The organism is Chloracidobacterium sp., assembly GCA_016720705.1.
Taxonomy (GTDB): Bacteria; Acidobacteriota; Blastocatellia; order Pyrinomonadales; family Pyrinomonadaceae; genus OLB17.
The window spans coordinates 115348-139406 of sequence record JADKKB010000005.1 but is presented as its reverse complement, the minus strand read 5'-3'; the positions used below and the strand labels follow the sequence as shown (position 1 = coordinate 139406).

Annotated in this window: 23 protein-coding genes and 2 tRNA genes; 11 read left to right on the top strand and 14 right to left on the bottom strand. The window is 52.9% G+C overall.

Features of this window, described 5'->3' with window-relative positions; translation table 11 throughout:
• Positions 1 to 7 precede the first annotated feature (7 nt).
• From IPQ00_03855 to IPQ00_03835, 5 genes are all read left to right on the top strand, one after another.
• Positions 8 to 2413 (top strand): 3-hydroxyacyl-CoA dehydrogenase/enoyl-CoA hydratase family protein, encoded by a 2406-nt coding sequence (locus tag IPQ00_03855; GenBank protein MBL0239692.1) that lies wholly within the window; start codon positions 8 to 10, stop codon positions 2411 to 2413.
• A 66-nt stretch (positions 2414 to 2479) separates the two neighbouring features.
• Positions 2480 to 3043 (top strand): DNA-3-methyladenine glycosylase I, encoded by a 564-nt coding sequence (locus tag IPQ00_03850; GenBank protein MBL0239691.1) that lies wholly within the window; start codon positions 2480 to 2482, stop codon positions 3041 to 3043.
• A 19-nt stretch (positions 3044 to 3062) separates the two neighbouring features.
• Positions 3063 to 3548 (top strand): Cys-tRNA(Pro) deacylase, encoded by a 486-nt coding sequence (gene ybaK / locus IPQ00_03845; protein MBL0239690.1) that lies wholly within the window; start codon positions 3063 to 3065, stop codon positions 3546 to 3548.
• 77 nt (positions 3549 to 3625) lie between these two features.
• Positions 3626 to 4804 (top strand): acetyl-CoA C-acyltransferase, encoded by a 1179-nt coding sequence (locus IPQ00_03840; GenBank protein ID MBL0239689.1) that lies wholly within the window; start codon positions 3626 to 3628, stop codon positions 4802 to 4804.
• 156 nt (positions 4805 to 4960) lie between these two features.
• A complete protein-coding gene (locus tag IPQ00_03835) occupies positions 4961 to 6730 on the top strand; it encodes an acyl-CoA dehydrogenase family protein (protein MBL0239688.1) in 1770 nt (589 codons plus the stop codon).
• A gap of 76 nt (positions 6731 to 6806) precedes the next feature.
• Here the strand turns inward: IPQ00_03835 and IPQ00_03830 are convergent, their stop codons facing one another.
• Positions 6807 to 7136 carry a hypothetical protein gene (locus tag IPQ00_03830; GenBank protein ID MBL0239687.1) on the bottom strand — a complete coding sequence of 110 codons (330 nt, stop codon included), beginning with the start codon at positions 7134 to 7136 and terminating at the stop codon, positions 6807 to 6809.
• A 338-nt stretch (positions 7137 to 7474) separates the two neighbouring features.
• Here IPQ00_03830 and IPQ00_03825 point away from each other — a divergent pair, with 338 nt between their 5' ends.
• The 5 genes from IPQ00_03825 to IPQ00_03805 all read left to right on the top strand — a co-directional run bounded on the left by IPQ00_03825 (position 7475) and on the right by IPQ00_03805 (position 12243).
• Positions 7475 to 8632 (top strand): chorismate mutase, encoded by a 1158-nt coding sequence (locus tag IPQ00_03825; GenBank protein ID MBL0239686.1) that lies wholly within the window; start codon positions 7475 to 7477, stop codon positions 8630 to 8632.
• A 19-nt stretch (positions 8633 to 8651) separates the two neighbouring features.
• On the top strand, positions 8652 to 9761 hold the full coding sequence (locus IPQ00_03820) for a 3-deoxy-7-phosphoheptulonate synthase (protein MBL0239685.1): 1110 nt from the start codon (positions 8652 to 8654) through the stop codon (positions 9759 to 9761).
• A gap of 198 nt (positions 9762 to 9959) precedes the next feature.
• Positions 9960 to 10811 carry a 3'-5' exonuclease gene (locus IPQ00_03815; protein MBL0239684.1) on the top strand — a complete coding sequence of 284 codons (852 nt, stop codon included), beginning with the start codon at positions 9960 to 9962 and terminating at the stop codon, positions 10809 to 10811.
• Positions 10808 to 11608 carry a site-specific DNA-methyltransferase gene (locus IPQ00_03810; GenBank protein MBL0239683.1) on the top strand — a complete coding sequence of 267 codons (801 nt, stop codon included), beginning with the start codon at positions 10808 to 10810 and terminating at the stop codon, positions 11606 to 11608. The genes IPQ00_03815 and IPQ00_03810 overlap by 4 nt, the downstream gene beginning before the upstream one ends.
• A gap of 83 nt (positions 11609 to 11691) precedes the next feature.
• Positions 11692 to 12243 (top strand): hypothetical protein, encoded by a 552-nt coding sequence (locus tag IPQ00_03805; protein ID MBL0239682.1) that lies wholly within the window; start codon positions 11692 to 11694, stop codon positions 12241 to 12243.
• Here the strand turns inward: IPQ00_03805 and IPQ00_03800 are convergent.
• From IPQ00_03800 to rpiB, 12 genes are all read right to left on the bottom strand, one after another.
• Entirely contained in the window at positions 12236 to 12958 is a 723-nt protein-coding gene (locus tag IPQ00_03800) for a 16S rRNA (uracil(1498)-N(3))-methyltransferase (protein MBL0239681.1), read from the bottom strand. The genes IPQ00_03805 and IPQ00_03800 overlap by 8 nt on opposite strands.
• Positions 12958 to 13536, bottom strand: coding sequence for a hypothetical protein (locus IPQ00_03795; GenBank protein ID MBL0239680.1), 579 nt, complete (start codon positions 13534 to 13536; stop codon positions 12958 to 12960). The genes IPQ00_03800 and IPQ00_03795 overlap by 1 nt, the downstream gene beginning before the upstream one ends.
• Positions 13537 to 13569: 33 nt before the next feature.
• A complete protein-coding gene (locus IPQ00_03790; GenBank protein MBL0239679.1) occupies positions 13570 to 14055 on the bottom strand; it encodes an adenylyltransferase/cytidyltransferase family protein in 486 nt (161 codons plus the stop codon).
• A gap of 13 nt (positions 14056 to 14068) precedes the next feature.
• Entirely contained in the window at positions 14069 to 15055 is a 987-nt protein-coding gene (locus IPQ00_03785; protein ID MBL0239678.1) for a hypothetical protein, read from the bottom strand.
• A 95-nt stretch (positions 15056 to 15150) separates the two neighbouring features.
• The gene (locus IPQ00_03780; GenBank protein MBL0239677.1) at positions 15151 to 16125 is read right to left on the bottom strand and encodes a VCBS repeat-containing protein; all 975 of its coding nucleotides are present in this window, start codon (positions 16123 to 16125) and stop codon (positions 15151 to 15153) included.
• Positions 16126 to 16344: 219 nt separating this feature from the next.
• Complete coding sequence (locus IPQ00_03775; GenBank protein ID MBL0239676.1) at positions 16345 to 17910, bottom strand: S8 family serine peptidase; 1566 nt, start codon at positions 17908 to 17910, stop codon at positions 16345 to 16347.
• Between the two features lie 102 nt (positions 17911 to 18012).
• Positions 18013 to 18088, bottom strand: a tRNA-His gene (locus IPQ00_03770).
• Positions 18089 to 18142: 54 nt separating this feature from the next.
• Positions 18143 to 18216, bottom strand: a tRNA-Arg gene (locus IPQ00_03765).
• 52 nt (positions 18217 to 18268) lie between these two features.
• Positions 18269 to 18946, bottom strand: coding sequence for a (d)CMP kinase (locus IPQ00_03760; protein MBL0239675.1), 678 nt, complete (start codon positions 18944 to 18946; stop codon positions 18269 to 18271).
• Between the two features lie 129 nt (positions 18947 to 19075).
• Complete coding sequence (locus IPQ00_03755) at positions 19076 to 20107, bottom strand: low specificity L-threonine aldolase (protein MBL0239674.1); 1032 nt, start codon at positions 20105 to 20107, stop codon at positions 19076 to 19078.
• Between the two features lie 11 nt (positions 20108 to 20118).
• Positions 20119 to 20688, bottom strand: a complete 570-nt coding sequence (locus IPQ00_03750) for an NAD(P)H-dependent oxidoreductase (protein MBL0239673.1) — start codon at positions 20686 to 20688, stop codon at positions 20119 to 20121.
• Position 20689: 1 nt separating this feature from the next.
• On the bottom strand, positions 20690 to 21139 hold the full coding sequence (gene rpiB / locus IPQ00_03745) for a ribose 5-phosphate isomerase B (protein ID MBL0239672.1): 450 nt from the start codon (positions 21137 to 21139) through the stop codon (positions 20690 to 20692).
• 309 nt (positions 21140 to 21448) lie between these two features.
• On the opposite strand from rpiB, the gene IPQ00_03740 reads away from it, so the two are divergent.
• A complete protein-coding gene (locus IPQ00_03740; GenBank protein ID MBL0239671.1) occupies positions 21449 to 22855 on the top strand; it encodes a trypsin-like peptidase domain-containing protein in 1407 nt (468 codons plus the stop codon).
• 20 nt (positions 22856 to 22875) lie between these two features.
• On the opposite strand, the gene dnaJ is transcribed toward IPQ00_03740, so the two are convergent.
• Positions 22876 to 23982, bottom strand: coding sequence for a molecular chaperone DnaJ (gene dnaJ / locus IPQ00_03735; GenBank protein MBL0239670.1), 1107 nt, complete (start codon positions 23980 to 23982; stop codon positions 22876 to 22878).
• Positions 23983 to 24059 lie beyond the last annotated feature (77 nt).

Here is a 24059-nt window from a genome sequence, read left to right as displayed (position 1 = left end):
TATTATTATGAATATCGCAAAAGCCGCCGTTTTAGGCGCGGGAACAATGGGAGCGGGCATTGCCGCACATCTTTCGAATGCGGGTATCCCGACGCTGCTTCTTGATATCGCCCCGCAGGAGTTGACTGCCGATGAGGAGAAAAAGGGCTTGACACTCGAGTCGCCGCAGGTGCGCAATCGTATTGTCGATTCCCTGTTTGCAGCTGCCAAAAAGCTCAAGCCGGCTCCGTTTATGCTCGACGATAATGCCAAGTTGATTACCACGGGCAACTTTACCGATGATCTGGTAAAGCTCAAAGACTGTGACTTTGTCATCGAGGCGGTTGTCGAGAATCTAGATATTAAACACAAGCTTTTTGCGGAAGTCGATAAGTATCGAAAGCCCGGTGCCGTGATCGCTTCAAACACAAGCGGCATCCCGATCGACTCGATCGCCGAGCCATTTTCGGATGATTTCAAAGCCCATTTCGTCGGCATCCACTTCTTTAACCCACCTCGATATATGAAGCTCGTCGAGGTTATTCCCGGCTCAAAGACCAGCGGTGAGATCGCCTGTGGGATCACGGGATTCTTAGATCAGCGGTTGGGGAAAGGCGTTGTGCCGGCAAAGGATCGGCCAAATTTTATTGCTAACCGCATCGGTGTTTTTGGGATGATGGCGACCATCCACGAGATGATCGCCGGCGGTTGGACACCGACCGAGATTGACCAGATGACCGGCAAAGCGATCGGCCACGCATCATCGGCAACGTTCCGCACCTCGGACCTGGTCGGTCTCGATGTTACGGCTCACGTCACCAACAACTTGTATCCCGCCGTGCCCGACGACGAGGACCGCGAAGTCTTTCGCCTGCCGGAACTGATCCAGACATTGCTCGACAAAAAACTACTTGGTGATAAGACCGGCGGCGGATTTTACAAAAAATCGAAAGACGCTGACGGCAAACGAATTATTCTCGAACTCGACCTGGCCACCTTCGAGTACAAACCGCAGGTTAAGACGAAATTTCCGTCGCTCGATGCCGCCAAGTCCATTGATGATCGGGCAAAGCGCGTTAAGGCACTCGTGTGGGGTAAGGATCGCGTCGGCGAATTCCTCTGGAAAACAACCTCGCGCATCTCGCGGTATGCTGCCAATCGAATCCCGGAGATCGCCGACACGATCGTCGAGATCGATAACGCGATCAAGTGGGGATTTGGCTGGGAGATCGGAGTTTTTGAGGCTTGGGACGCTATAGGTGTCGTTGAGTCTGTAGAACGAATGCGCTCTGAGGGTCAGGCTATTCCCGCGAACGTCGAAAAAATGCTGGCCTCCGGTGCAACGACATTCTATAAGAATGACGGCGGCCATCACTCTTACTACGATTTCGTTACCGATACGTACAAACCTATGCCCGTTCGGCCCGGCGTTCTGATCCTAAAGGACATCAAGGAACAGACCGGCGTCATCAAATCTAACCCTGGAGCTTCATTTATCGATATCGGCGATGGCGTCGCGTGTCTCGAATTTCACTCCAAGATGAATTCGATCGGCGGCGACACGGTAGCGATGATGAATTTTGCACTCGATGAAGTTGAAAAGAATTTCAAGGGTCTCGTCGTCGGCAATCAGGGCGGAAATTTCTCGGCCGGTGCGAACATTATGATGCTCCTGCTTGCCGCTCAGGAAGAGGAGTGGGAAGACATCCAGATGATGGTTCGAGCATTGCAAAACACAGTGATGCGTCTCCGATATTCCTCCAAACCGGTTGTTACTGCACCCTACGGACTGACACTCGGCGGTGGATGTGAGATCGCAATGCACGGCAACAAAGTGCGGGCGGCGGCTGAAACGTATATCGGCCTGGTCGAAGTGGGCGTCGGCCTGATCCCTGCCGGATGCGGCACCAAGGAGATGACGATGCGGGCAATGGACGCTGCGGCAAAGACCCCCGACGCTGATCCGCTCGCATTCCTCAAGAAAACTTTCGAAACGATCGGAATGGGCAAAGTCGCCACGTCAGCCCGCGAGGCTCAGTCAGCAGGATTCTTGCGGGACTCGGATGCGATCTCGATGAATGGTGACCGGCTGATCCAAGATGCGAAACAAGAGGTGCTGAATCTCGATGCGGCAGGCTTTGTCGCTCCGGTCGAGCGGACCGACATTTTGGTGCTTGGTGAATCGGCCCAAGCCGCGATAAAACTCGCTCTTCACACTATGAAACAGGGCGGTTTTGTTTCTGATCACGATGTCCTGATCGGGAAAAAGCTCGCCAAGATCCTTTGCGGCGGCGATATGAATCACAAAGCGTACGTTTCGGAGCGTTACCTGCTCGATCTGGAACTCGAGGCATTTGTCTCGCTGTGCGGCGAACGCAAGACCCAGGAACGCATTGCGGCGATGCTAAAGACCGGTAAACCGTTGAGAAACTAGCAGTGGATGCAGATCTAGCTAGTCTGATCGGAGCGAGGGCCGTGGGTTAAGTCGGCACCTAAAATTATGAATCGATGCTCTTGGGCGACAAATGAGCTGAACATTCCGTATCACGATACCGAATGGGGCGTTCCGGTGCACGATGATCGCTTGTTCTTTGAATTTTTGATACTGGAAGGTGCCCAGGCAGGTTTGAGTTGGAACACGGTTCTGCGGAAACGCGACGCATACCGCGAGGCGTTCGATAATTTTGACCCTGCAAAGGTCGCCAAGTACACCGACGCACAGTGTGCGAAATTGATGCTAAACCAGGGCATTATTCGCAATCGTTTGAAGATCGCTTCTGCGGTAAGAAACGCGAAAGCCTTTCTTTCTGTGCAAAAAGAATTTGGCTCTTTCGACAAATACATCTGGAACTTTGTCGGCGGCAAACCGGTCGTTAATAAGCTAAAGAGGCACGGCGATGTTCCCGCCAAGACCGAGATTTCGGACGCTATGTCGAAAGATCTGAAAAAACGCGGATTCAATTTTGTCGGCTCAACCATTATGTACGCTTTTATGCAGGCGACCGGAATGGTCAATGACCATTTGACAAGCTGTTTTAGATATAAGGAATGCCAAAACCGTTAGAGGCAGCCAATAGGTTTCTATGAGCGTCGATTTTCCGGTGACATCGGCAGTCAGGTTTTTGAGAGAAAACAAGGTGGAGTTTGCACCTCGGCTTTACGACTATGTTGAGAAGGGCGGAACGCAGGAGTCGGCAAAGCACTTAGGCGTGAACGAACACGCGGTCGTTAAGACGTTGATATTTGAAACGAACGAGAAGAAGCCTTTGATCGTGCTGATGCACGGCGACCGTCAGGTTTCTACAAAGAACTTGGCACGACACATCGGCGTCAAGTCGGTCGAACCGGCGTCGCCCGATCAAGCAACTAAACATACAGGCTATCTCGTCGGCGGCACATCACCATTTGGCACGCGGATCACGATGCCTGTTTACGCCGAAAAAACGATATTCGATCTGCGAGAGATATACATCAACGGTGGCAAACGCGGCTTTTTGGTGGAGATCGATCCGGCGATATTGAAAAGGGTTTTGAGGGTCGAAGAAGTTGAAGTTGGAATTGAGAATTAAGATTTAGCCACGAATAGCGCGAATTACGCAAATGTATTTATTCGTGACATTCGTGTAATTCGTGGCAACAGAAAATTATGAAAGAAGCAGTAATAGTATCGGCCGTGCGAACGGCGGTAGGTAAGGCACCAAAAGGAACACTCAAAAATACGCGTCCCGACGATCTTGGGGCGGCGGCTATCAAAGAGGCGATCGTGCGGGCCGGCGTTGATGTTTCGTTGATAGACGACGTCATTATGGGCTGCGCATTTCCCGAGGCTGAGCAAGGGATGAACGTCGCCCGGACGGCGATGATCGCGGCGGGGTTACCCGTCGAGATCTCGGCGATGACGGTCAATCGTTATTGCTCGTCGGGATTGCAGACGATCGCACTTGCTGCCGACCGTATTCGTACGGGCGGCGCGGATGTTATTGTCGCGGGCGGTTTGGAAACGATGTCGATGATACCTATGGGCGGCAACGTGATCCGGCCCAATCCGGCGATCGTGGACAGCTATCCTGATTATTACCTCAATATGGGCCTCACCGCTGAGAACCTCGCCCGAAAATACGAGATCACGCGTCAACAGGCTGACGAATTTTCTTATAATTCGCACCGAAAGGCTCTCGCCGCCATCGCTGAAGGCAGATTTAAGGATGAAATAGTTCCGATGAACGTCTTCGTCGACGAATTCGACGAAAAAGGCCGTGTACGCCGAAAGGAGGTCGTTTTCGCACAGGACGAAGGCCCGCGTGCCGATACATCCGTCGAAGGCCTCGCAAAACTCCGTGCCGTATTTCACGTAAATGGCACTGTCACGGCGGGTAACTCGTCGCAGATGTCCGACGGTGCCGCTGCGACGGTCGTTATGTCGGCCGATAAGGCCGCGGAACTTGGACTGACACCGCTCGCGAGATTCATCTCGTTCGCGACCGCTGGATGTCTGCCGGAGGAAATGGGCATCGGACCGGTCTATGCGATACCTAAGGCTTTGAAATTGGCGGGCCTGACGCTCGACCAGATCGACGTCATCGAACTCAACGAAGCTTTCGCAGCCCAAGGATTGTCGGTGATGAAGGTTCTCGAGATGGATCCGTCTAAGGTCAACTTAAATGGCGGTGCGGTCGCCCTCGGACATCCGCTCGGATGCACCGGTGCAAAATTGACCGCGACCGTTTTGCACGAACTTAAACGAACGGGCAAACGATACGGCATGGTAACAATGTGCGTCGGCGGCGGTATGGGTGCGGCAGGAATATTTGAAAGATTGGACTAAGAAATTTACTACAGTGACACAGAGAACACGGAGGACGATAATATTAGCCGCAGATCGACGCGGATGACGCAGATAAGATTGAAAAATACTTTCAAAGCAACTCTGTGTACTCCGTGTCTCCGTGGTGAAATGATCTGAAAAATTATGGAAGCACAAATGGAAAGAGAATATGTAAAGGGCGGCGAGTTTCTGATCGCTGATTCGAACACGGCCGGGGTTTTTACGCCGGAGGATTTTACTGATGAGCATCGAATGATCGGTGAGACCTGTAAGGAATACATCGACAATGAAGTTGCTCCGAATATCGACGCTCTCGAAAAACACGAGTGGAATATCGCACGCGACCTGCTAAAAAAAGCGGGCGACCTTGGCCTGCTCGGCGCCAATATTCCTGAGGAGCTTGGCGGTATGGCACTCGATCAGACATCCGGCGTGATCATCGCCGAAATGGTCGGCCGTGGCGGAGGTTTTGGTTCGACCTACGGTGCCCAGACCTCGATCGGCTTGCTTCCCATTCTCTATTGGGGCAGCGATGAGCTCAAAAATGAATGGATACCAAAGATAATCTCGGGCGAAGCGGTCTCCGCATACTGCCTGACCGAGTCTAGTTCGGGTTCGGACGCCCTGGGTGCAAAGTGCGTCGCCAAACTTAGCGATGACGGTCAGACATGGACGCTCAACGGCGAAAAAATGTGGATCACGAACGGCGGCTTTGCCGATGTATTCCTTGTTTTTGCTAAGGTGGACGGTGAGAAGGAAAAATTCTCGTGCTTCCTGGTGCCGCAGAGCGAAAGCTGTCGTGCCGGGGCTGAAGAGCACAAACTCGGCATCAAATCGTCCTCGACGACTGCCGTAATTCTGTCAGACTGCAAGATCCCTGCCGGCAACTTGATCGGCAACGTCGGCGACGGTGCCAAGATCGCATTTAACGTACTTAACGTCGGACGCTTCAAGCTTGGTGCATCTGTGACGGGCGGTGCCAAACTCGCCATCCACGAGGCAGTTAGGTATGCCAACGAGCGGCATCAGTTCAACAAACCGATCTCGTCGTTCGGTGCGATCAAACATAAGCTTGCCGAAATGGCGATCCGCACTTGGGTCTCTGAGGCTATCACATATCGGACGGTCGGGATGATCGATCACCTCATCGGCGACGGTGCTGACAACGCGACCAAATTGCAGTCGATCGAAGAGTATGCCGTCGAATCGTCGATCAACAAGGTCGCGTGCAGCGAGTCTTTGGATTATGTCGTGGATGAGATGGTGCAGATATATGGCGGATACGGCTATTCGGCTGATTATCCGGCGGAAAAAGCCTATCGCGATTCGCGCATTAACCGGATCTTTGAGGGAACGAATGAGATCAACCGTATGCTCATCCCCGGCCAGTTGATGAAACGTGCGATCAAGGGCAGACTTGGACTGCTTCAGGCAGCCAAAGCCCTTATGGATGAGATCCTCAATCCGCAGATGTCGTTTGACGAAGACACGAGTCTGCTCGCGGCAGAGACAAAACTTGCCCAAAACGCTAAGAAGATCGCACTAATGACGCTCGGGACCGCTGCCCAGAAATATATGATGGAACTCAGCGAGCAGCAAGAGGTTTTGATCAATTGTGCCGACATCATTATGGACGCATACCAGATGGAAACAGCTATCTTGCGTGCCAAGAAGTTTGCTGAAAAGAATGGCGAGGAGTCAGCGGGTCGCTATATCGATATGGCGTCAGTCTTCTGCAACGACGCAATTCAGCGGATCGACGCCAAAGCTAAAAACACGATCGCCGCGATCGCTGAGGGTGACGAAGGACGCACCTTGCTTGTAGCATTAAAGCGGTTTACGAAAAATAATTCGCCGGTCAACACCATTGCTGCACGCCAACGCATTGCAGATACGATGATCCAAGCTAACACCTACGTTTACTAGGCTGTCGTCAACGAAAAAAAGGCCGCGTCTCTTCTATGAGACGCGGCCTTTTTGATTCTCGCTTGATCGGCGATCATTATCTCTGATAATACTGAGCCTGATAACGACGCTTTTTGGGCTTGAGTTTGTATGTGTAAAGTGCCGAACCGCCGGCACCGGCGATCGCGCCGATTCCCGCACCACGCTTACCACCGATGAGTCCGCCCACTATGGCTCCGGCACCGGTTCCTATGGCTATATTAATAAGATTGCGATGCCGTCGATAAACGCTCGGCTTTTTGTAGCCTGACGAATAGCGTCGTTCATTGCCGAAATATCGTTTCTGTGCGGCAGCGGTCGATGCAAAGGCCGGCACCATAACAGCCAGTAACATCGCCATAAGGCCTACGCTAATTAGTTTTCTCATAATTTTATTTCTCCCGTTTAGCTTTCGGGGCTGTCGCCCGTTTCGACTTGAATAGTGGCAAGCACCGTGCCACACACGGTAACACACTGTTAACATTAGACTTAGTGCGTCTCAGCCCGCTTCTGTTTAGGCTCGCGGTGAAGCATATCGAATAAATATTGACGGTATGGTGCATTGAAATATCTGCCACTTCCCTATCTCCTGCCTGTGCGGGAGACCTGCCTGTTGCAGTGGCAAATCGTGATGACCCGGCGGCATCGGCGGTTATCCAATGTAAATAACGCAATAATCAGGCTGACGGTTGTGACCGACTGCCGGGAGCGTATATCATTTGGGAAATGGGAGAGGGCAAGATAGACAATCCGCGAAGCGAGATCGATGCGATCGACGAAGAATTGCTGAGACTCTTAAACAAACGGGCAGAAATTGCCCTGCGCGTCGGTGCCGCAAAAACGAACGTCGAGACATCGCTGTGTGACCCGACCCGCGAACTCGAAGTCTTGGCCCGAATGCGTGCAGAAAACCCGGGCCCTTTTGCCGAACATAATATCGACAGCATTTTTCAGCGGATCATCGACGAATCGCTCCAACTGCAACAAGATAGATTTGGCCGAAAGTTGTCAGATCAGCAGCGCACGGAGCAACTCGCGGCAAAGGTCGGCGGCCGTTCGCGTGTCGCATTCTTAGGCGAACGCGGAACATTTAGTGAAGAGGCAGCACTTAGCCTCTTAGGTGATGAAAGCGAAACGGTGTCGATGCCGACTTTCGACGAATTATTTTTGGCTATCGAAAGCGGCAAGGCCGACTATATCCTTACACCGCTCGAAAATAGCCTTATTGGGTCGGTCCATAGGTGCGTGGACCTTCTGTTGCGGAGTTCGCTTCATATCGTGGCCGAACTCGTTTTGCCGGTTTCACACTATCTGGTGGCGTGCGAAGGAGCAACGATCGAAACGGTCCGCACCGTTGAATCACATCCGGCGGCACTTGCCCAATGCACCGCGTTTTTCGCGGCGCATCCTGAATTTAAGCGTGTTCCGGCGGACGACACCGCCGGCAGTGTCCGGCGGGCCGTCGAGAGTGGCGATATTACCCGTGCCGGGATCGGCGGTAAGCGAACGGCCGAGATCTACGGCGGAAAGATATTGCTCGAGCATCTCGAAGATAATCGTGAAAATTACACCCGCTTTGCACTTCTCTCGGCGGTTGCCGACCGCTCCGAAACGGGCACTAAGATCTCGCTCGTAATGCGTCTCAAGAATCGCCCCGGTTCGCTGCACGGTGCCTTGCGGCCATTTGTTCGCCGGGGTGTCGATCTGCTCAAGATCGAGAGTCTGCCGATCCGCGATTCGCCTGACGAGTACAATTTCTATCTAGACGTGCTAGTGCCTGCCAATCCCGGCGAAATGAGCGGTGCCCTCGACGAGGTCCGCGAACTTGCCGTGGATGTCCGGGTACTCGGACGTTACTCGTCGACCATATTGGGGTCGGCGTAACAATAGCTATTTTATATATATGATCATCGTTCTTAAACCCGATCTCGATATCGACAGTCGCGAATATCGGCGTATCGAATCTCATATTAACAATTTTCAAAACGTCGAAATACTTGTCCACAATATTCAGGGAAAGCAGCAATTGTTGACCGAACTGTATCTGATCGGTAACACTGCTGCCCTGTCGCTCGACGAGATGAAGAGTTTTCCGGGTGTCGAGCACGTTATACGCGTATCCGAGGTATATCGCGTTCTCGGCCGTCATAAGGACGACAACCGTCCAAACAACTTCACCTACAACGGCGTTACCTTTAGCCAGGACAACTTGAATGTTTTTGCCGGCTTGTGTGCTGTCGATTCGCCGGGGAGCGTCGACGCAATGATGAAGGCATTGCAAAGCAATGGCCAGGTCTGCACCCGGATGGGAGCTTATAAGCCGCGGACGAGCCCATATTCGTTTCAGGGTCACGGTCCCAATTGTCTGCCATACGTTTTCGAGTTGGCCGGAAAATACGGAATAAAGGTCATCGCGATGGAGGTCACGCACGAATCGCACGTCGACGAGATCAGTAAAGCTCTGACCGCAACTGGCAATGCGACCGGTGTGATGTTGCAGATCGGGACCCGAAATACGCAAAATTTCGAATTACTCAAGAGCGTCGGCCGCCAGCAGGAGTTTCCGGTTTTACTCAAACGCGGATTTGGCATAACGCTGGATGAGTCGCTCCACGCGGCCGAGTATCTGGCGAGCGAGGGCAATCAAAAGGTCATCTTTGGCCTGCGCGGAATGAAGACAAATATCGGCGATCCGCATCGAAACCTTGTTGATTTTGCCCACGTGCCGGTCGTCAAGAGACTGACCCGAATGCCGGTATGCATCGATCCATCACATTCCGTCGGGGGCCGATTCCGCGGTTCAGATAATATACTCGATATAATGCACATAACGGCCCAGGGGATCATCGCGGGTGCCAATATGGTGCTCGTCGATTTTCATCCCGACCCAAGCAAGGCACTCGTTGACGGCCCGCAGGCATTGCGTATGGATGAACTTCCACATTTTCTCGAAGACGTACGGATCGTGCGAAACGCATATGAGCAACGCGTCGCCCTATACGAGCAGAACTGACCTGCCGTTGGGTAGCGATCATCATTCGCGATGGCATTTTGGGCGGGGATGCCGAGCACCGTGTAAGTGCCGGGCTCAGCCTCGGTATTGCGGATTCGATTCAGTGGTGAGCCTGTGCTAGAATTCAGCTGTTCGCATCGTCTAAACACAAGCAAACATTGATTATTTTTTGAAGTCCGCGTTTACCTGATTTACGCAATGCTGAAATCTCCGATCCACGAACTCGCACTTTTTTACGACCTCGAATGGGTTCCCGATGCAAACGGTGCTCGGCGGCTTTTTGATCTACCGGACGAGACCACCGAGCTCGAAGCAATGCAGCGTCTGTGGGAACATTCGCCGCAGTATGACGCCGACAAAAATCCGCGGCCATTCCTCAAGTATATGTTTTCGCGTGTGGTCTCGATCGCGTTTCTATCGCGAAAATCGGTGTATCGCGACGGTGAACGAACCATTGAGTTCTCACTCAATTCACTGCCGAAACTCCCGATCGAAACGGACGACGTCGATGAGGCGGCCATAATTGAACGATTTCTATACATTGTCGGCGAACGAAAGCCGCAGCTTGTTGGATTTAATTCGAGCGAATCTGACCTACAAGTGTTGATCCAACGCGGCATCATAAACGAGATCACCGCACCCGCGTTTAATCAGCGCCCAAATAAACCGTGGGAAGGCGAGGACTATTTCGATTCACGCAACAGCGAAGCGCACCTCGATCTGCTCACCCGATTTTCGAATCGCGGCGGAATGTCTCCGCGTCTGGATGAGCTAGCCAAACTGTGCGGTTATCCTGGCAAGATCGACGTCAAAGGCGATCAGGTAACTGATCTTTGGCTGCAACGCGAGATCACCAAGATCGTCGAATACAATCAGATAGACACGCTGAACACATACCTCGTATGGCTGAGAGTCGTCTATTTTTGCGGAAAGATGAACGAGGAAGAGTACTTTATCGAACTCGAACAGTTCCGCGAGTTCCTTGAATTCGAATCTGAAAAAGAGGATAAGCAGTTTGTCGGGGATTTTCTGTCACACTGGCCATTATGAGTATCGAAATCAGCAAGATCTATAATGAAAACTGCATCGAGACGCTCGCCCGAATGCCGGGCGATTGGCTGGATATGACGATCACCAGTCCGCCGTACGACGACCTCCGCGATTATAACGGCTACCATTTCCCGGTCGAAGAGATCGCCGCCGGGCTATTTGCCAAGACCAAACCGGGCGGTGTAGTGATCTGGGTAGTCGGCGACCGCACGATCGGCGGAGATGAAACACTTACTAGCTTTCGCCACGCGATCACATTTCAAGACGCGGGATTTCGTGTTCACGATACGATGATCTACGCCAAGAATAATCCGATCCCGAGCGACTGCGGCAAGCGATACCGTCAGGCATTTGAGTATATGTTTTGCTTTAGCAAAGGCCAGCCCGCCAAGTTTGATCCGATAATGCAGGCAATAAAGCAGGAAAAGGCATTCAAATCATTTCGTATCACAAAGGTTGGACGCAATGACCTCGCTCACGATCACATAGCCCCAAAGGAACGCAAGGTCAATAATATTTTCTACTACAATGTCGGCACATCAAGCTCGAAGGACAAGATAGCATTCAAGCATCCGGCGATCTTTCCGGAACAATTGGCTGAGGATCAGATATTGACCTGGACTGAGCCCGGCGATCTTGTTTACGACTGCTTTATGGGCAGTGGAACGACCGCTAAGGCCGCGATGCTCAATGATCGGCGTTGGCTAGGTTCCGAGATCTCAAGCGAATATGTCGCCATTGCTGAGGAACGCATTGCCACCCATTCTCGAACTCACAAAATGACCGCGGCCAAATAACAACCAATTGGCCTCGGCAAGCGTCTATTAGAGAAATGCCGGAGTTTTTCCAATAGATTCGCGGATATAGGGTTTGTTCACCAATGAGATATTTCATACTGATCGCCGTCTTGATATTTACATATTCTATTGCCGTTCAGGCCCAACCGCGTCCGATCGGCACCTCCACGGCGACGGCCAAAGCCGCACCTGCCCCGGAATCGTTTGGAGCCAAGTACGAAGGTGGCCTTTTCGGATTCAATAATAAGCAGATCGGCACGCTCAAGTTCGATGACGCGAATGACCGATTAGTATTTTTTGGAAATGAACAGAAGGAACTGTTTGGAATCCCCTATGACGCACTATTGGTCATTTATCCGCAGTCGAAGTCTGTCACGTCAACGACCGGCAATGTCCTCCGTAACATTCCATTGCCCGGTGCCGCTCTTGCGGGTTTCATCAAGGAGAAACGCAGTTACCTGATCATCCAGTGCGATGATCCGGACATTGACGTAAAGGGCGTAGTTAACTTTAAGCTTGAGAGCAAGGAACTGCTTGACGCGGTACTACGTTCGCTCGCCGATCGGGCACATTTGACCCAGCGGGGCGATGCATTTTACCGACCAAAGGCGGCCAAGTCCACCGACCCTAATTAATATCGCCAAATAGATTTTGAACGATAGCGGTGATCGCGATAGCCGCCGTCTCTGCCCTTAGGATTCGACCGCCCAGTGTTATCACGCGGCAGCCCGATCGTTGGGCGGCCGCCATCTCCGCATCGCTCCATCCGCCCTCAGGGCCGATCACAATTGTCTTGATGACCTGCCCGCTGACGTGGTCGAGTCGTGTGCCATCCCTTTCTGCAAAGAGTGCCACCTCCGACGGATCCGCCAATTTCGCGAGCAGATCGCGAAATTTCAAAGGCTCGGAGATCTTCATCAGCGTCGCCCGCCCGCATTGTTTCGATGCGTCCAGGATGATCCGCTGCAATCGCAGCATTCTCTTTTCGCTAGCCTTAGTGTTGGCTTCCGCTCGATCGGTGATCAGCGGAATGATCTCAGCAACTCCCAATTCGACCGCCTTTTGAACGACCAACTCAAATTTGTCCGCTTTGAGCAAGGCCGCCGCCAGCGTGATCCGAACCGGTGATTCCGGTGACCTTGCTTGAATCTCTCTGAGGATCTCAAGTTCCGCCGCCGAGCGTTCGATAGACCGGATGCGGCAGACATACTCGTGTCCGACCCCATCAAAAACCGATACTTCGTCGCCGACCCTCAAACGCAGAACGTCGCGCAGGTGATGAGCCTCGTCAGCACCAAGCTTGACCGAGTGGTCTTCAAACGTTTCGGGCGGTGAATAAAATCGTCGCATTATTGTTCGTCGGAATTCCGGATCTGCCCGAATGTCTTGCGAAATTCGGGGGACCGCTGTCGGAGTTCGACCCAATCGTTAAACAAATTGGGTGTCTGAAGCCAGAGCGAAAGCCACTCAGTAATTTCGATCTTCATCCTGCGGATCGATCCATCCGTTCGTGGATCGTCGATCACCGCTTTTAGGTTTCGTTTGGCGTCGAGTGCAAACTGGCGTGTCAGGCGGACTCCTTCGCGGTCATTTGCGGCGACATATTTTCGCCGCAAACTGTTCAGAGACAATATCGACCGTCGGGCAGAGAGCAGGCTCTCGAGATCTAATAAATTGCGAAACGCCGCGTCATACGGACGATTCGACGCCCTCTCCACATACAAACGCATGATCTCAGCATGCCGTAATTCCGCTCCCTCGTCGGCAAGAAGTCTCGCAATTATCATCGGCGAATCGACCGCGGCCTGCCCGTATTCCGCTGCGACTGCGATCTCGATCGCCTCGATCTCGGTCGAGCCGACGTTTTCACAATCGAGCTTTTCCCATACTTCGATGATCAGCTCATTCTTGGTTCTTGCGTGCCACATCTGATATGCAGGATACGACGATCCATACGGCCTCTATTTGTCGGCGGTATTTACGGTTTTGATCAACTCGGTGGACGAGTGATCTTTGGGATCACCAACTATGGCGACTCGTCCGCCGTACGATCGGACTATTTCGCGCTCCGGCACGCTGTCCACGGTGTAGTCGGTACCTTTAGCGTGAATGTCGGGGTGGATCGCCTGAATTAGTTCGGTTACTGTCGGTTCGTCAAAGATCGTGACAAAATCGACCCCTTTAAGGGCACCAACGACCTCAGCTCGCTCATTTTCGGGCATAAATGGCCGACCGGGACCTTTTAACGATCGGGTTTGGCGGTCGGAGTTGATCCCCACGACCAAAACATCGCCAAGCTCTGCCGCCCCTTGCAAATAGCGAACGTGGCCGACGTGAAAAAGGTCGAAACAACCGTTTGCGAGTACAATGACCTTACCCTCGCTCCGAACTGATTTCAGAACGTCGATCAAATCGTCTCGTCCGAGAATAGGAGTTTTAATTAGCATTTCACGATCAAATTTACCGGTTCGCGATCGCATTGATCGAGCCTATCAACTCGTCCGGAGCGACGGTGGCCGTGCCCTTCTTCATAACAACGATGCCCCCGGCGTGATTTGCGAGCCTGGCTGCCTCCGAATAGCTCAAACCCGATGCAAGCCCCAATGCAAAAGTCGCGATAACCGTGTCGCCCGCTCCCGTTACATCGACCGCTTGGTCGGAGCCGACGGCGTCGATCTGGTGCGGTGGACAGTCTTTTTCGATCAGGGTCATTCCCTTGTTGCCATTGGTAACAAGTAGACTATCAAGTCCGAGTTCCTCTCTAAGCCGTTCGCACGCGTCGTCACCAAATCCCGGCCCGAGAATCTGCTCGACCTCGTCCTGATTAGGTGTAGCAGATGATGCTCCGCAAAAAACCTTAAGTCTAAATCGCGAATCAACGAGCAATGGAATTCGCCGCTCCGTTGCGATCTTCTTGATAGCCGCAAACGTCTCCGCATCTGCGGCACCGTAGTTATAGTCAGAAAAAATAATCGCGTCGGCCGAACAGGCAACCGCAATTGCGTTATCGATCACTTTTCGTCGGCCGGCATCGGTATACGGCGAACTATTTTCGTAATCAACGCGGATAACCTGTTGTCGGGCAGCGTGTTGCTGGCCGGCCAAGATTCGAACCTTGGTGGTCGTAGATGCTGCAGGATCAACAACTACATAAGAAACATCAACTCCCGTCCGGGTCATTCCGTCCAACAGCAATTTCCCGTTTACGTCGTTACCGATCACGCCGACGATGCACGCCTGACCGCCCAGTGAAGCGACGTTAGCCGCCGCGTTCGCGGCCGCGCCGGGCAACGTCGTCGTTTGGTCGTGGCGAAGAATAAATACCGGAGCTTCTCGCGAAACCCGCGAGATCGTGCCGTTAAGGTATTGATCCGCGACAATGTCGCCGATTATCGCGACTTTGGCAGATGGAAATGCCGTTGTGATCGTTTCTGCTAAATTGACCATTAGAGACGACAAGATTATTGCAAATCGTCGGCTTAAAGAAAAATGGTTGAAGGCATTTCGCCTTCAACCATTACGCCGTAGACGTATAACTTGAATTAGTGGGTATCGTAACCCGCAACCGGAAAGTCGTTGCTGGCTCCCCATTGAGATTGAATCGAATTTTGGAAATTGCTCGAGCTGGTCAGTACGTAGAAAACGCCGGTTGTGTCACGCCAGATGGCAATGTCGCACATACCGTCGCCGTCATAGTCGTTCTGAGCACTGAGATCGGACCCTGTAAGTCCGAAACTAGTTGCGATAAAGGTCCCATTCGAACTGCGCAGAATGTACCAGATCAAATTCGCGCTCGCGGTCGAGCCTTCGCGTACGACCGCAAGATCAGTCTTGCCGTCGCCGTCGTAGTCACCTGGGACGACGAGGTCATTGCTCAAGCCCCAGTTAGCTACCGTCAAGCCGGCATCGCCGCTGCGTAGTATATAAAACGTCGACTGACTAGCCGGGGTCGCTCCCGGACGCTGAACAGCGAGGTCAAATTTGCCATCGCCATCATAGTCGCCAGGGGCCGTGTAATCCGTCGAGAGTCCGAATTGTGATGCTTGAAAGCCTGCGTCCGAACTTCGGATAACATACCAGATCATCGCACCGTTCGATCGTCGAACGACCGCAATGTCCGTCTTTCCATCGCCGTCAAAATCGCGTGCCACCGGCTCATCCCCACTCAGGCCAAAGGTCTGAGCGACAAATGTGCCGTCTGAGCTATTAAGCCGATACCAAACGCCCGTCGTGTCACGCCAGACCGAGAGATCACCCTTGCCGTCTCCGTCAAAGTCGCCTGGGATGGTATAGTCTTCATTGGCGAGGCCAAACTGCTGTATAGCAAAACCGCCGCCGCTGCGACTGGTGTACCAAACATTATTGGCGGGCCTGAAGACCGTGTAATCGGCCTTGCCGTCACCGTCACTATCCAACGCCTTTCGCAAACTAGCCTGTGAAAACGCCGACACGGCCAACAACGTCAAAACTGCTGCCATTGTGGCAAATTTGCGGCTCACGGCCAAAGATCTATTCATTATCGTCTACCTTTTAATAAAATTCTTACGACGGATCAGGCCAGATATGCAAAATGACCAGTCCAACAATTGTACTACCTGAGGGCTAAATTGCGCAAGATAGATAATCCGTACACAATTCCCTGCAAAGTTCTTTATTTTCAACGGCTTTCTAGCGGTTCACGTCCTTAGACGCATTCTGTGTACCGATAGTTGGAATAGCCAAAAAGAAATTATTGACTAATTTCGCTTCTGTATAATCGTCAGATCTTGTCCGCCGATGGATATGGTGCCGGTTCGACTGATCACCGGATTAAATCGGACGCGAAATGTCACCGACCCGTTACCCGAAAGTTCGGGTTCGGAGGTCACACGTATCCACGACGAATTGCTCTTAACCGTGTAATCGCAATTTGTGCCCGGCGTGAGATTCACCGTAAATATTCCGCCCTTTGTGGGAACGGTCATTGATCCGCTTCCGATCATAAAATTGCACACCGTTTGATTTCGCAATGCACTGTCAATGTTGAGTCTTCCGCCCGTCTTAACGAACGAAGTCCATCCGGCAAGGACGTCAACGGTGTTCATCAGCGTCGCCTTTAATGACGGCACCGACAACGCCGGATTGTACGCCGACAACAACGCCGCCGCCCCGGCCACGTGCGGCGTCGCCATTGACGTGCCGCTCATTGTACCGTAGCTGGAATTTGTTGCCCACGTAGTGCTGTAAATGCCAGAACCCGGGGCTGCAAGATCGACTGTCTGGACCCCGTAGTTAGAAAAACCGGAGCGTGCATCCGTGTTGGTTGACGAGGCAACGCCTAAAATACTCGGTGACGTGTAGCTGACCGGATAAGATGGAACGGCATCATTGTTGCTATTATCGTTGCCTGCCGCGAATACATTTAAGATGCCCGCATTGCCGAGTGCGTCAATGCCGTCCTTGGTCGCCTGATCATAGCTGCAAGCCTCGTCGCACCCGCCGTACGAATTATTAGTTACGCGGATGTTAATGCCGCGATCCTTCATCTGCTTGATATAACTATATGCGTTCACGAGCATAGCCGATGTCGTGCCGTAACCATCGCTGTCGTAGATCTTGATGGCCATTATTTTGACCGACCAATTTACGCCGACTACGCCGAGCAGATTGTTACCCATCGCACCGATAGTGCCGGCCGTGTGCGTTCCGTGACCGTGTTCGTCAGCCGGATTACTATCGTTGTAATAGAAATCCGCTCCATAGATATCATCTACAAAGCCGTTTGCATCATCATCAACGCCGTTGCCGGCGATCTCGCCCGGATTTATCCAGGCATTTCCCGCAATATCCTCGTGCGTATATTTCAAGCCAGTGTCGATATCGGCGACGACGACCGCAGAACTTCCGGTCGAAAGATCCCACGCCGACGGCGCCGCGATCTTGGTCAGGCCGTACAGCCCTGTGTTGCTAAATTGAGCATCATTAGGCGTCGCCAGCAATCGATAATAAAAATTGGGTTGTACTGACAGGACCGCGTTTGACCGGCTCAATTCTTTAAGGGCCGACTCGACCATCACACCGGGCGAAAGCCGTACCCTTTGCCATTCGGTATTGCCCAACCTCTCGCCCAATTGTCCGCCCGCGGAGCGTACCGCCGCTTTTGACACAACATTATCCGCGGGGAGCGCGAATCGCACCAACAACTCATCCGGCACGTACGAACCGGGCTTAAAACTTTGTGCTGCTGTTCCCGCGGCGACGATCAAAATAGCCGCGACGACCATCGAAAAAGCTGGCAATATAGATATCGATTTTCGGTCCATATTTAAGATTTCCGAGGCGATCAGATCAAATACCAAATTATAAGTCCGCAATGGCAGAAAATACAATTTTTATTTTATGGGAGACGAAATATAGAAAGTAAGTGGGGCGGCTAGAGGGATTCGAACCCTCGACATCCTGAACCACAATCAGGCGCTCTAACCGCTGAACTATAGCCGCCACAAACTTTGATCGGACACAATAGGTAATCGTCCGAAATTTCAATGAAGGATTTACCCCCGGCACGACTTGAACGTGCGACCCACAGCTTAGAAGGCTGTTGCTCTATCCAACTGAGCTACGGGAGCATAAGTTCGAGCAACTTTCAATCTTAACTTTTGGCCGCGATCTAGTCAACCATTATCCGGCAGTCGGAAACTTTTCGTCGATCTTGGCAAGCATTTGTTCAAACACTTCGGTCAGGTCGAGTTCGCTGGTATCGATCACCACGGCATCGTCGGAGATCGTAAGCGGTGAATCTTCGCGGGAAACATCTCGCTGATCACGTTCATTGATCTCTGAAAGCGTTTGTTCGTATGACGTTAAACGCCCCTTAGACTGATCCTCAGTGTGTCGGCGGCGGGCCCGTGCTTCGGGCTTTGCCGTTAAAAAAAACTTGATATCAGCGTTTGGGAAAACAACGCTGCCGATATCACGCCCTTCGAGCACACAACCCTTTGCAGCCGACATCCCGATCTGCCGCTGATGTTCGACCATTATTTTTCGCACCTCGGAGATCGTCGAAACGATCGATGCCGCCTGTGCCGCCCCGAGAGTGCGAATATCGATCGAAACATCGTCGCCGTCGAGAATTATCTTCAGAGCATCAGGCTCGCCCACCAGATCGATCCTCGCATTCTCAGCGATCTCAGCTACCTTTTCAGTCTCGTCAAATCCAATTCCTGCACGGTCAACCGCCAGAGCAACGGCGCGATACATTGCTCCGGTGTCCAGATAAAGAAGATTCAGTTTTTTGGCAAGCATCTTGCCTAGCGTTGATTTGCCTGCCCCCGAAGGGCCGTCGATTGCAATGATCATCTTGTCAGGAAAGACTCGTTTTAACCTCGGGAGGTAGTGTATCAAAAACCGACAGGTATGACTTCCCGGCCTGTGCTTTTCGTGGCTATGGGACACCAAACTTAATTATGCGAGCGGGATCGGCGATCACTATCCACAAATTTGCCTTTTAACCGCGAGCGCATCCCGAATATGCCGTTCAGTCACATCGCAATGGGTCACCATTCTGACCTTTGTTCCAAACCCGATAGCCAAAACGCCCTTTTCTCTCAGCTTTTCGCAGATCTCGGCGGACGTGCTTCCGGTACCGGCGATATCAAAGATAACAATGTTCGTGACAACCTGTTCGGCGTCGATCGAAATGCCTCGAAGTTCGGCAAGGCCGTTGGCCAGCATTTTGGCATTTGCGTGGTCGTGGTGCAGACGGTTCGGTGATTCTTCAAGAGCGATCAGTCCGGCAGCGGCTAAAATGCCCGCCTGACGCATCCCGCCGCCGAGTCGTTTCCGCCAAATACGGGCTTCGTCGATAAACGGTTTCGAGCCTACCAAAACCGACCCGACCGGTGCACCGAGTCCTTTTGACAGACAAAACTGCACCGAATCACACTCACGCGTCAGTTCGGCGACCGACTGTCCCGATGCAACTGCCGCATTGAATATCCGTGCTCCGTCCATATGCACCGGCACACCCGATGCGTGTGCTTTCGAACAAAGTTCGGCGCAATGCTCAGCCGTCATTACGGTTCCGCCGGCAAGATTGTTGGTATTTTCAAGACACAAAAGCCCGGTCTGCGTGTGATCGTAGATACCGTCAGTATGCAGCACCTCCGCGATCTCAGCCCACGTCAACATCCCGGAACCGTCGATGTTTTTTACGGGCCGAATGGTGACTCCGGCAAATATGGCGGACGCACCGAGTTCGTAATTCAGGATGTGGCCGCGTTCCTCGATCACGATTTCCTGACCCGGTTTTGTATGTACCTTTACCGCGATCTGATTGCCCATCGTCCCGCTGGGCACAAAAAGTGCGGCTTCCTTTTCAAACAACTCGGCAGACAATTTCTGCAGACGGTTGACGGACGGGTCTTCGCCGTACACGTCGTCGCCGACCTCGGCAGACGCCATTGCCCGACGCATTTCGTCCGTCGGTTTGGTAACTGTATCGCTACGCAGGTCGATCATAAATGCAAACTTTACTTACGGCTTAGTGCTTTTACAAGTGCCGCACCGTGCGCTTTGAGTGTCGTCCTCATACGTTCATCAGTCATCTCGCCGCCTTCGCCTGCAAACATTTCGGCAACACCGCTAACTGAGACCTCTGATGGCAAAACCACGATGCCCATCTGAGTCAAGATCCCCCTCAGATGCCCGAGGCCTCGAATACCGCCAAATCGGCCGGTCGAAGACGAGATGATCGCCGCCGTCCGATCCTTAAAAACACTGTACGTTTTATATCTATCGTTTGCCCGGGATGCCCAATCGATCGCGTTCTTAAATCCGCCGGGCACACTGGCGTTGTATTCCGGCGTCGAGATCAGAAAACCGTCGGCCTCGTTGAGTGCGTCCTGCAATCGATATGCATTCTCCGGAAAGCCGTCTGAATTGACATCGTCTTCGTTAAAGATCGGCAGGGGATAGTCATTCAGGTCGAGCACAGTGACATCGGCACCGGCCTCGCGCGCACCTTCGACGGCGACGGTAAGTACACGTTTGCTAAATGAATGTTTGCGGTAACTCCCCGCGAAAGCCAGTATTTTCGGCATATTAGCAAAGGTCGTCCTTTTCGATCTGCGAGATCTTGTCCACGCGGTCCGCGTGGCGTCCGCCTTCAAAATCAGCAGAAAACCACGCTTTTACGATTTCCGGGATCGTACCTTCAGGTGAGGTTCTGGCACCGATCGCCAACACGTTTGCATTATTATGCCGACGAGCAAGGCTTGCGGTCTCCGCGTTCCAGGCAACGGCGGCACGTATCCCTTTCACCTTGTTCGCCGATATCGCCATTCCGGTTCCCGAACCGCATACCAGCAATCCTTGCGGATATTCACCTCTCGCCACGGCCTCGGACACTTTTCGTGCGTAGTCGGGATAATCCACCGAATCCTCCGAAAACGTCCCCATATCGTCGTATTCGACGCCTAGTTCATCCAGAGTTTCCTTGATAAGTCCCTTACCTTCAAAGCCGGCATGGTCTGCTGCGATCGCTATCTTCATATATTTAGTTTAGCTAGAAATTAAAGTTTATCGCTTTCTCTACGCTCCGTAAAACGAAAACGCATTACTCGTCAAAGCCTAAAGGGCTCGATCGCACTCGGCAAGAACCAAAGGCACTAATGGCGGACGGCCGCTGAAATTGGCGTCGGACTGTTTTGAGCACCGAGTCGGAGCGTAACGCCGCTTTGTCTGTTCAGGATCGGTCACGCACCTTTTTGTGTCAAAAACTTTGTTGCCGCACGCGAAAGAACATATAATCGACTCTCAACGTGTGAAATGCCCAAAAGTCGCTATAGATCGATATTGTTTATGTTTGTCCTCTTCGCAAGTTTCGCGGGGACAGCACTTGCTCAGGATTTCCTGCCGGAGCTCGTCAAACGCATCAAGCCGTCTGCGGTCGCCATCGAGACCTTTGACGCAAAGGACAACACACTTGCCCGCGGTAGTGGATTTTTTATCGCCGCTGACCGCGTGATAACCAATCGTCACGTTATCGAACGTGCTGCAAGGGTCGAGATACATCTTCTCGACGGTAAAAAATATCCCGTCCGCGGTGTACTGGCGATAGATGGCGAGGGCGATCTCGCACTGCTGCAGGTCGACGTGCCCCGCGGCCAGGCGATCCCTCTGCCGATAGTACGTGCCGTGCCGCAGGAGGGCGAATCGATCGTCGTGATCGGCAATCCCTATGGCCTCGAGGGCAGCGTTTCAAATGGCATCGTGTCGGCCGTGCGTGAGATATCGGGGTACGGCAAGATCATCCAGATCACCGCATCGATCTCACCGGGGTCGTCCGGTTCGCCGGTCGTAAATATGGCGGGGCAGGTTATCGGCATTGCGACGCTCCAGGCCGCCGAAGGACAAAATTTGAATTTCGCGGTTCCTTCCGAACGGATTTCACAACTCAAGGTCAGCGAGGTTCAGACCTTTTCGTCGCTCGCATCCGAAACGCAAAAAAATAAACGATCAGCCGCCGAGAGAATGTATTCTCAGGGCCTCGCTCAACTGTCGCGGGACGATTTTGCACGTGCCGCAGGTTATTTTGAAAAGGCAGTCGAGACCGATCCTAATTATGCGGAGGCGTGGTATCAGGCAGGATATTGCTATGGGGTGCTCGGGCGCCATACCGACGCTCTCCGGGCATCGCGTCAGGCCGCCAGACTTCGCCCCGAATGGTCGGCGACTTATGTGAACATCGGCGCGTCGAGCTACGCACTTGGTCAGTTTAAGGAGGCGGTAGATGCTTACCGCCAGGCGGCCCGCTTTGACGAAAACGATCCTGAGACGCAATACGCGCTCGGCCTGACACTTGGCAAACTGAGCCGGACTGACGAAGAGATACTCGCCTATAGACGGGCGATCGCTATCAAGCTAGACCACGTCAACGCAATCGAACGCCTCGGCGTTGCCCTTGCCAAACAGCGTCGAAATACCGAGGCCGCCGCCGCCTTTGAACAACTTAAGATCTATCGCCCCGATGCCAAAACGTACAACTATCTTGGCGAAACGTATTTCGAATTAGGCAAGATGGACGTGTGCATTGAGGCTCTCAATAGCGCTCTCGGCTACAACCCTGATTTTCAAAAGGCCCGATACAATCTCGGCCGTGCTTACCTCAAAAGCGGTGACCGCGATATGGCTCAGGTCCAGTACGAGATCCTCAAGAACTCTCGTTCCGACTGGGCCGACCGTCTGCTCGTACTTCTAAATCCGTAAACCACCGGCCGATGTCTGAATCAACCAAAGATATTCCGCACCTTATCGAGGAATGACTCATCCGTAAAATCGACATCCTCGATCTCGGCAAGCTGTTCGAGTAGTTTTCGCTGCTCTTTAGTGAGTGATTTGGGTGTGATAAGAGTTACGGCCACAAACATATCGCCCTTGCCGCGGCCGCCGAGAGCCGGCATTCCGTGTGACTTTAGCCGAAAGACAGTTCCGGTCTGCGTTCCGGCGGGGATCTTTAGTTCCTCTTCGCCGTTAAGTGTCGGCACCGTGATCTCGGCGCCGAGCGCGGCCTGGGCAAACGTCACCGGCACGGCCGAATAGAGGTTCGCTCCCTGACGCTCAAACCGCTCGTGCTCCTTGACGTGCAGTACGACGAATAGATCGCCCGACGGGCCGCCGCTCACGCCCGCCTCGCCCTCACCCGCGATGCGTAACCGCGAACCGGTTTCGACGCCGGCCGGTATCTTGAGCTCGATCGTCTTTTCGCGTTCGACACGGCCCTGGCCGCGACAGCCTTTGCAGGGCGATTTGACGATTCGCCCGCTGCCCGAACAATTGGGGCACGTACGCATTACGCTGAAAAATCCCTGCTGATAGCGTGTCTGTCCGGCTCCACCGCACGTCACACAGGTTTCAGGCTTAGTTCCCTTTTCGGCACCGCTACCCTCACACTCGTCGCATTTCTCAAGACGCGGGATACGGAGCTTTTCGTCCTTGCCGGTCGCCGCGTCCTCGAGTGATATTTCAAGGTCGTATCTGAGGTCCGAACCACGTTGGACGGTCGAGCGTCCGCCGCCGCCGCGTTGGCCGAACATATCGCCGAAACCGAACATATCGAAAATATCCTCGATATTCGAAAATCCGTTCGGGTCGAATCCCTGGCCGCCCATTCCGCCGGCCGAGTGGCCAAAGCGGTCATATGCTGCCCGCTTTTGCGCGTCGGAAAGCACGGCGTACGCCTCTGCGGCTTCCTTAAACTTTTCTTCAGCGTGCGGGTCTCCCGGATTTTTGTCCGGGTGATGCTGGATCGCAAGTGCACGATAGGCTTTCTTGATGTCGGCATCGCCGGCGGTTTTGGCGACGCCCAGTACTTCGTAATAATCTCGCTTGGACATAGTTCTCTTTTCGTTGTCAGCTGATGGCCGTCAACAGGCCTTCACCGCCGAACCCACAATAGTACAGCGCCAGCTCA

What these genes read in the sequence shown, in the direction of transcription:
- IPQ00_03855 (MBL0239692.1), top strand. Translation starts at nt 8, where the DNA reads ATGAATATCGCAAAAGCCGCCGTTTTAGGCGCGGGAACAATGGGAGCG.
- IPQ00_03850 (MBL0239691.1), top strand. Translation starts at nt 2,480, where the DNA reads ATGAATCGATGCTCTTGGGCGACAAATGAGCTGAACATTCCGTATCAC.
- ybaK (MBL0239690.1), top strand. Translation starts at nt 3,063, where the DNA reads ATGAGCGTCGATTTTCCGGTGACATCGGCAGTCAGGTTTTTGAGAGAA.
- IPQ00_03840 (MBL0239689.1), top strand. Translation starts at nt 3,626, where the DNA reads ATGAAAGAAGCAGTAATAGTATCGGCCGTGCGAACGGCGGTAGGTAAG.
- IPQ00_03835 (MBL0239688.1), top strand. Translation starts at nt 4,961, where the DNA reads ATGGAAAGAGAATATGTAAAGGGCGGCGAGTTTCTGATCGCTGATTCG.
- IPQ00_03830 (MBL0239687.1), bottom strand. Translation starts at nt 7,136, where the DNA reads ATGAGAAAACTAATTAGCGTAGGCCTTATGGCGATGTTACTGGCTGTT.
- IPQ00_03825 (MBL0239686.1), top strand. Translation starts at nt 7,475, where the DNA reads ATGGGAGAGGGCAAGATAGACAATCCGCGAAGCGAGATCGATGCGATC.
- IPQ00_03820 (MBL0239685.1), top strand. Translation starts at nt 8,652, where the DNA reads ATGATCATCGTTCTTAAACCCGATCTCGATATCGACAGTCGCGAATAT.
- IPQ00_03815 (MBL0239684.1), top strand. Translation starts at nt 9,960, where the DNA reads ATGCTGAAATCTCCGATCCACGAACTCGCACTTTTTTACGACCTCGAA.
- IPQ00_03810 (MBL0239683.1), top strand. Translation starts at nt 10,808, where the DNA reads ATGAGTATCGAAATCAGCAAGATCTATAATGAAAACTGCATCGAGACG.
- IPQ00_03805 (MBL0239682.1), top strand. Translation starts at nt 11,692, where the DNA reads ATGAGATATTTCATACTGATCGCCGTCTTGATATTTACATATTCTATT.
- IPQ00_03800 (MBL0239681.1), bottom strand. Translation starts at nt 12,958, where the DNA reads ATGCGACGATTTTATTCACCGCCCGAAACGTTTGAAGACCACTCGGTC.
- IPQ00_03795 (MBL0239680.1), bottom strand. Translation starts at nt 13,536, where the DNA reads ATGTGGCACGCAAGAACCAAGAATGAGCTGATCATCGAAGTATGGGAA.
- IPQ00_03790 (MBL0239679.1), bottom strand. Translation starts at nt 14,055, where the DNA reads ATGCTAATTAAAACTCCTATTCTCGGACGAGACGATTTGATCGACGTT.
- IPQ00_03785 (MBL0239678.1), bottom strand. Translation starts at nt 15,055, where the DNA reads ATGGTCAATTTAGCAGAAACGATCACAACGGCATTTCCATCTGCCAAA.
- IPQ00_03780 (MBL0239677.1), bottom strand. Translation starts at nt 16,125, where the DNA reads ATGAATAGATCTTTGGCCGTGAGCCGCAAATTTGCCACAATGGCAGCA.
- IPQ00_03775 (MBL0239676.1), bottom strand. Translation starts at nt 17,910, where the DNA reads ATGGACCGAAAATCGATATCTATATTGCCAGCTTTTTCGATGGTCGTC.
- IPQ00_03760 (MBL0239675.1), bottom strand. Translation starts at nt 18,946, where the DNA reads ATGATCATTGCAATCGACGGCCCTTCGGGGGCAGGCAAATCAACGCTA.
- IPQ00_03755 (MBL0239674.1), bottom strand. Translation starts at nt 20,107, where the DNA reads ATGATCGACCTGCGTAGCGATACAGTTACCAAACCGACGGACGAAATG.
- IPQ00_03750 (MBL0239673.1), bottom strand. Translation starts at nt 20,688, where the DNA reads ATGCCGAAAATACTGGCTTTCGCGGGGAGTTACCGCAAACATTCATTT.
- rpiB (MBL0239672.1), bottom strand. Translation starts at nt 21,139, where the DNA reads ATGAAGATAGCGATCGCAGCAGACCATGCCGGCTTTGAAGGTAAGGGA.
- IPQ00_03740 (MBL0239671.1), top strand. Translation starts at nt 21,449, where the DNA reads ATGTTTGTCCTCTTCGCAAGTTTCGCGGGGACAGCACTTGCTCAGGAT.
- dnaJ (MBL0239670.1), bottom strand. Translation starts at nt 23,982, where the DNA reads ATGTCCAAGCGAGATTATTACGAAGTACTGGGCGTCGCCAAAACCGCC.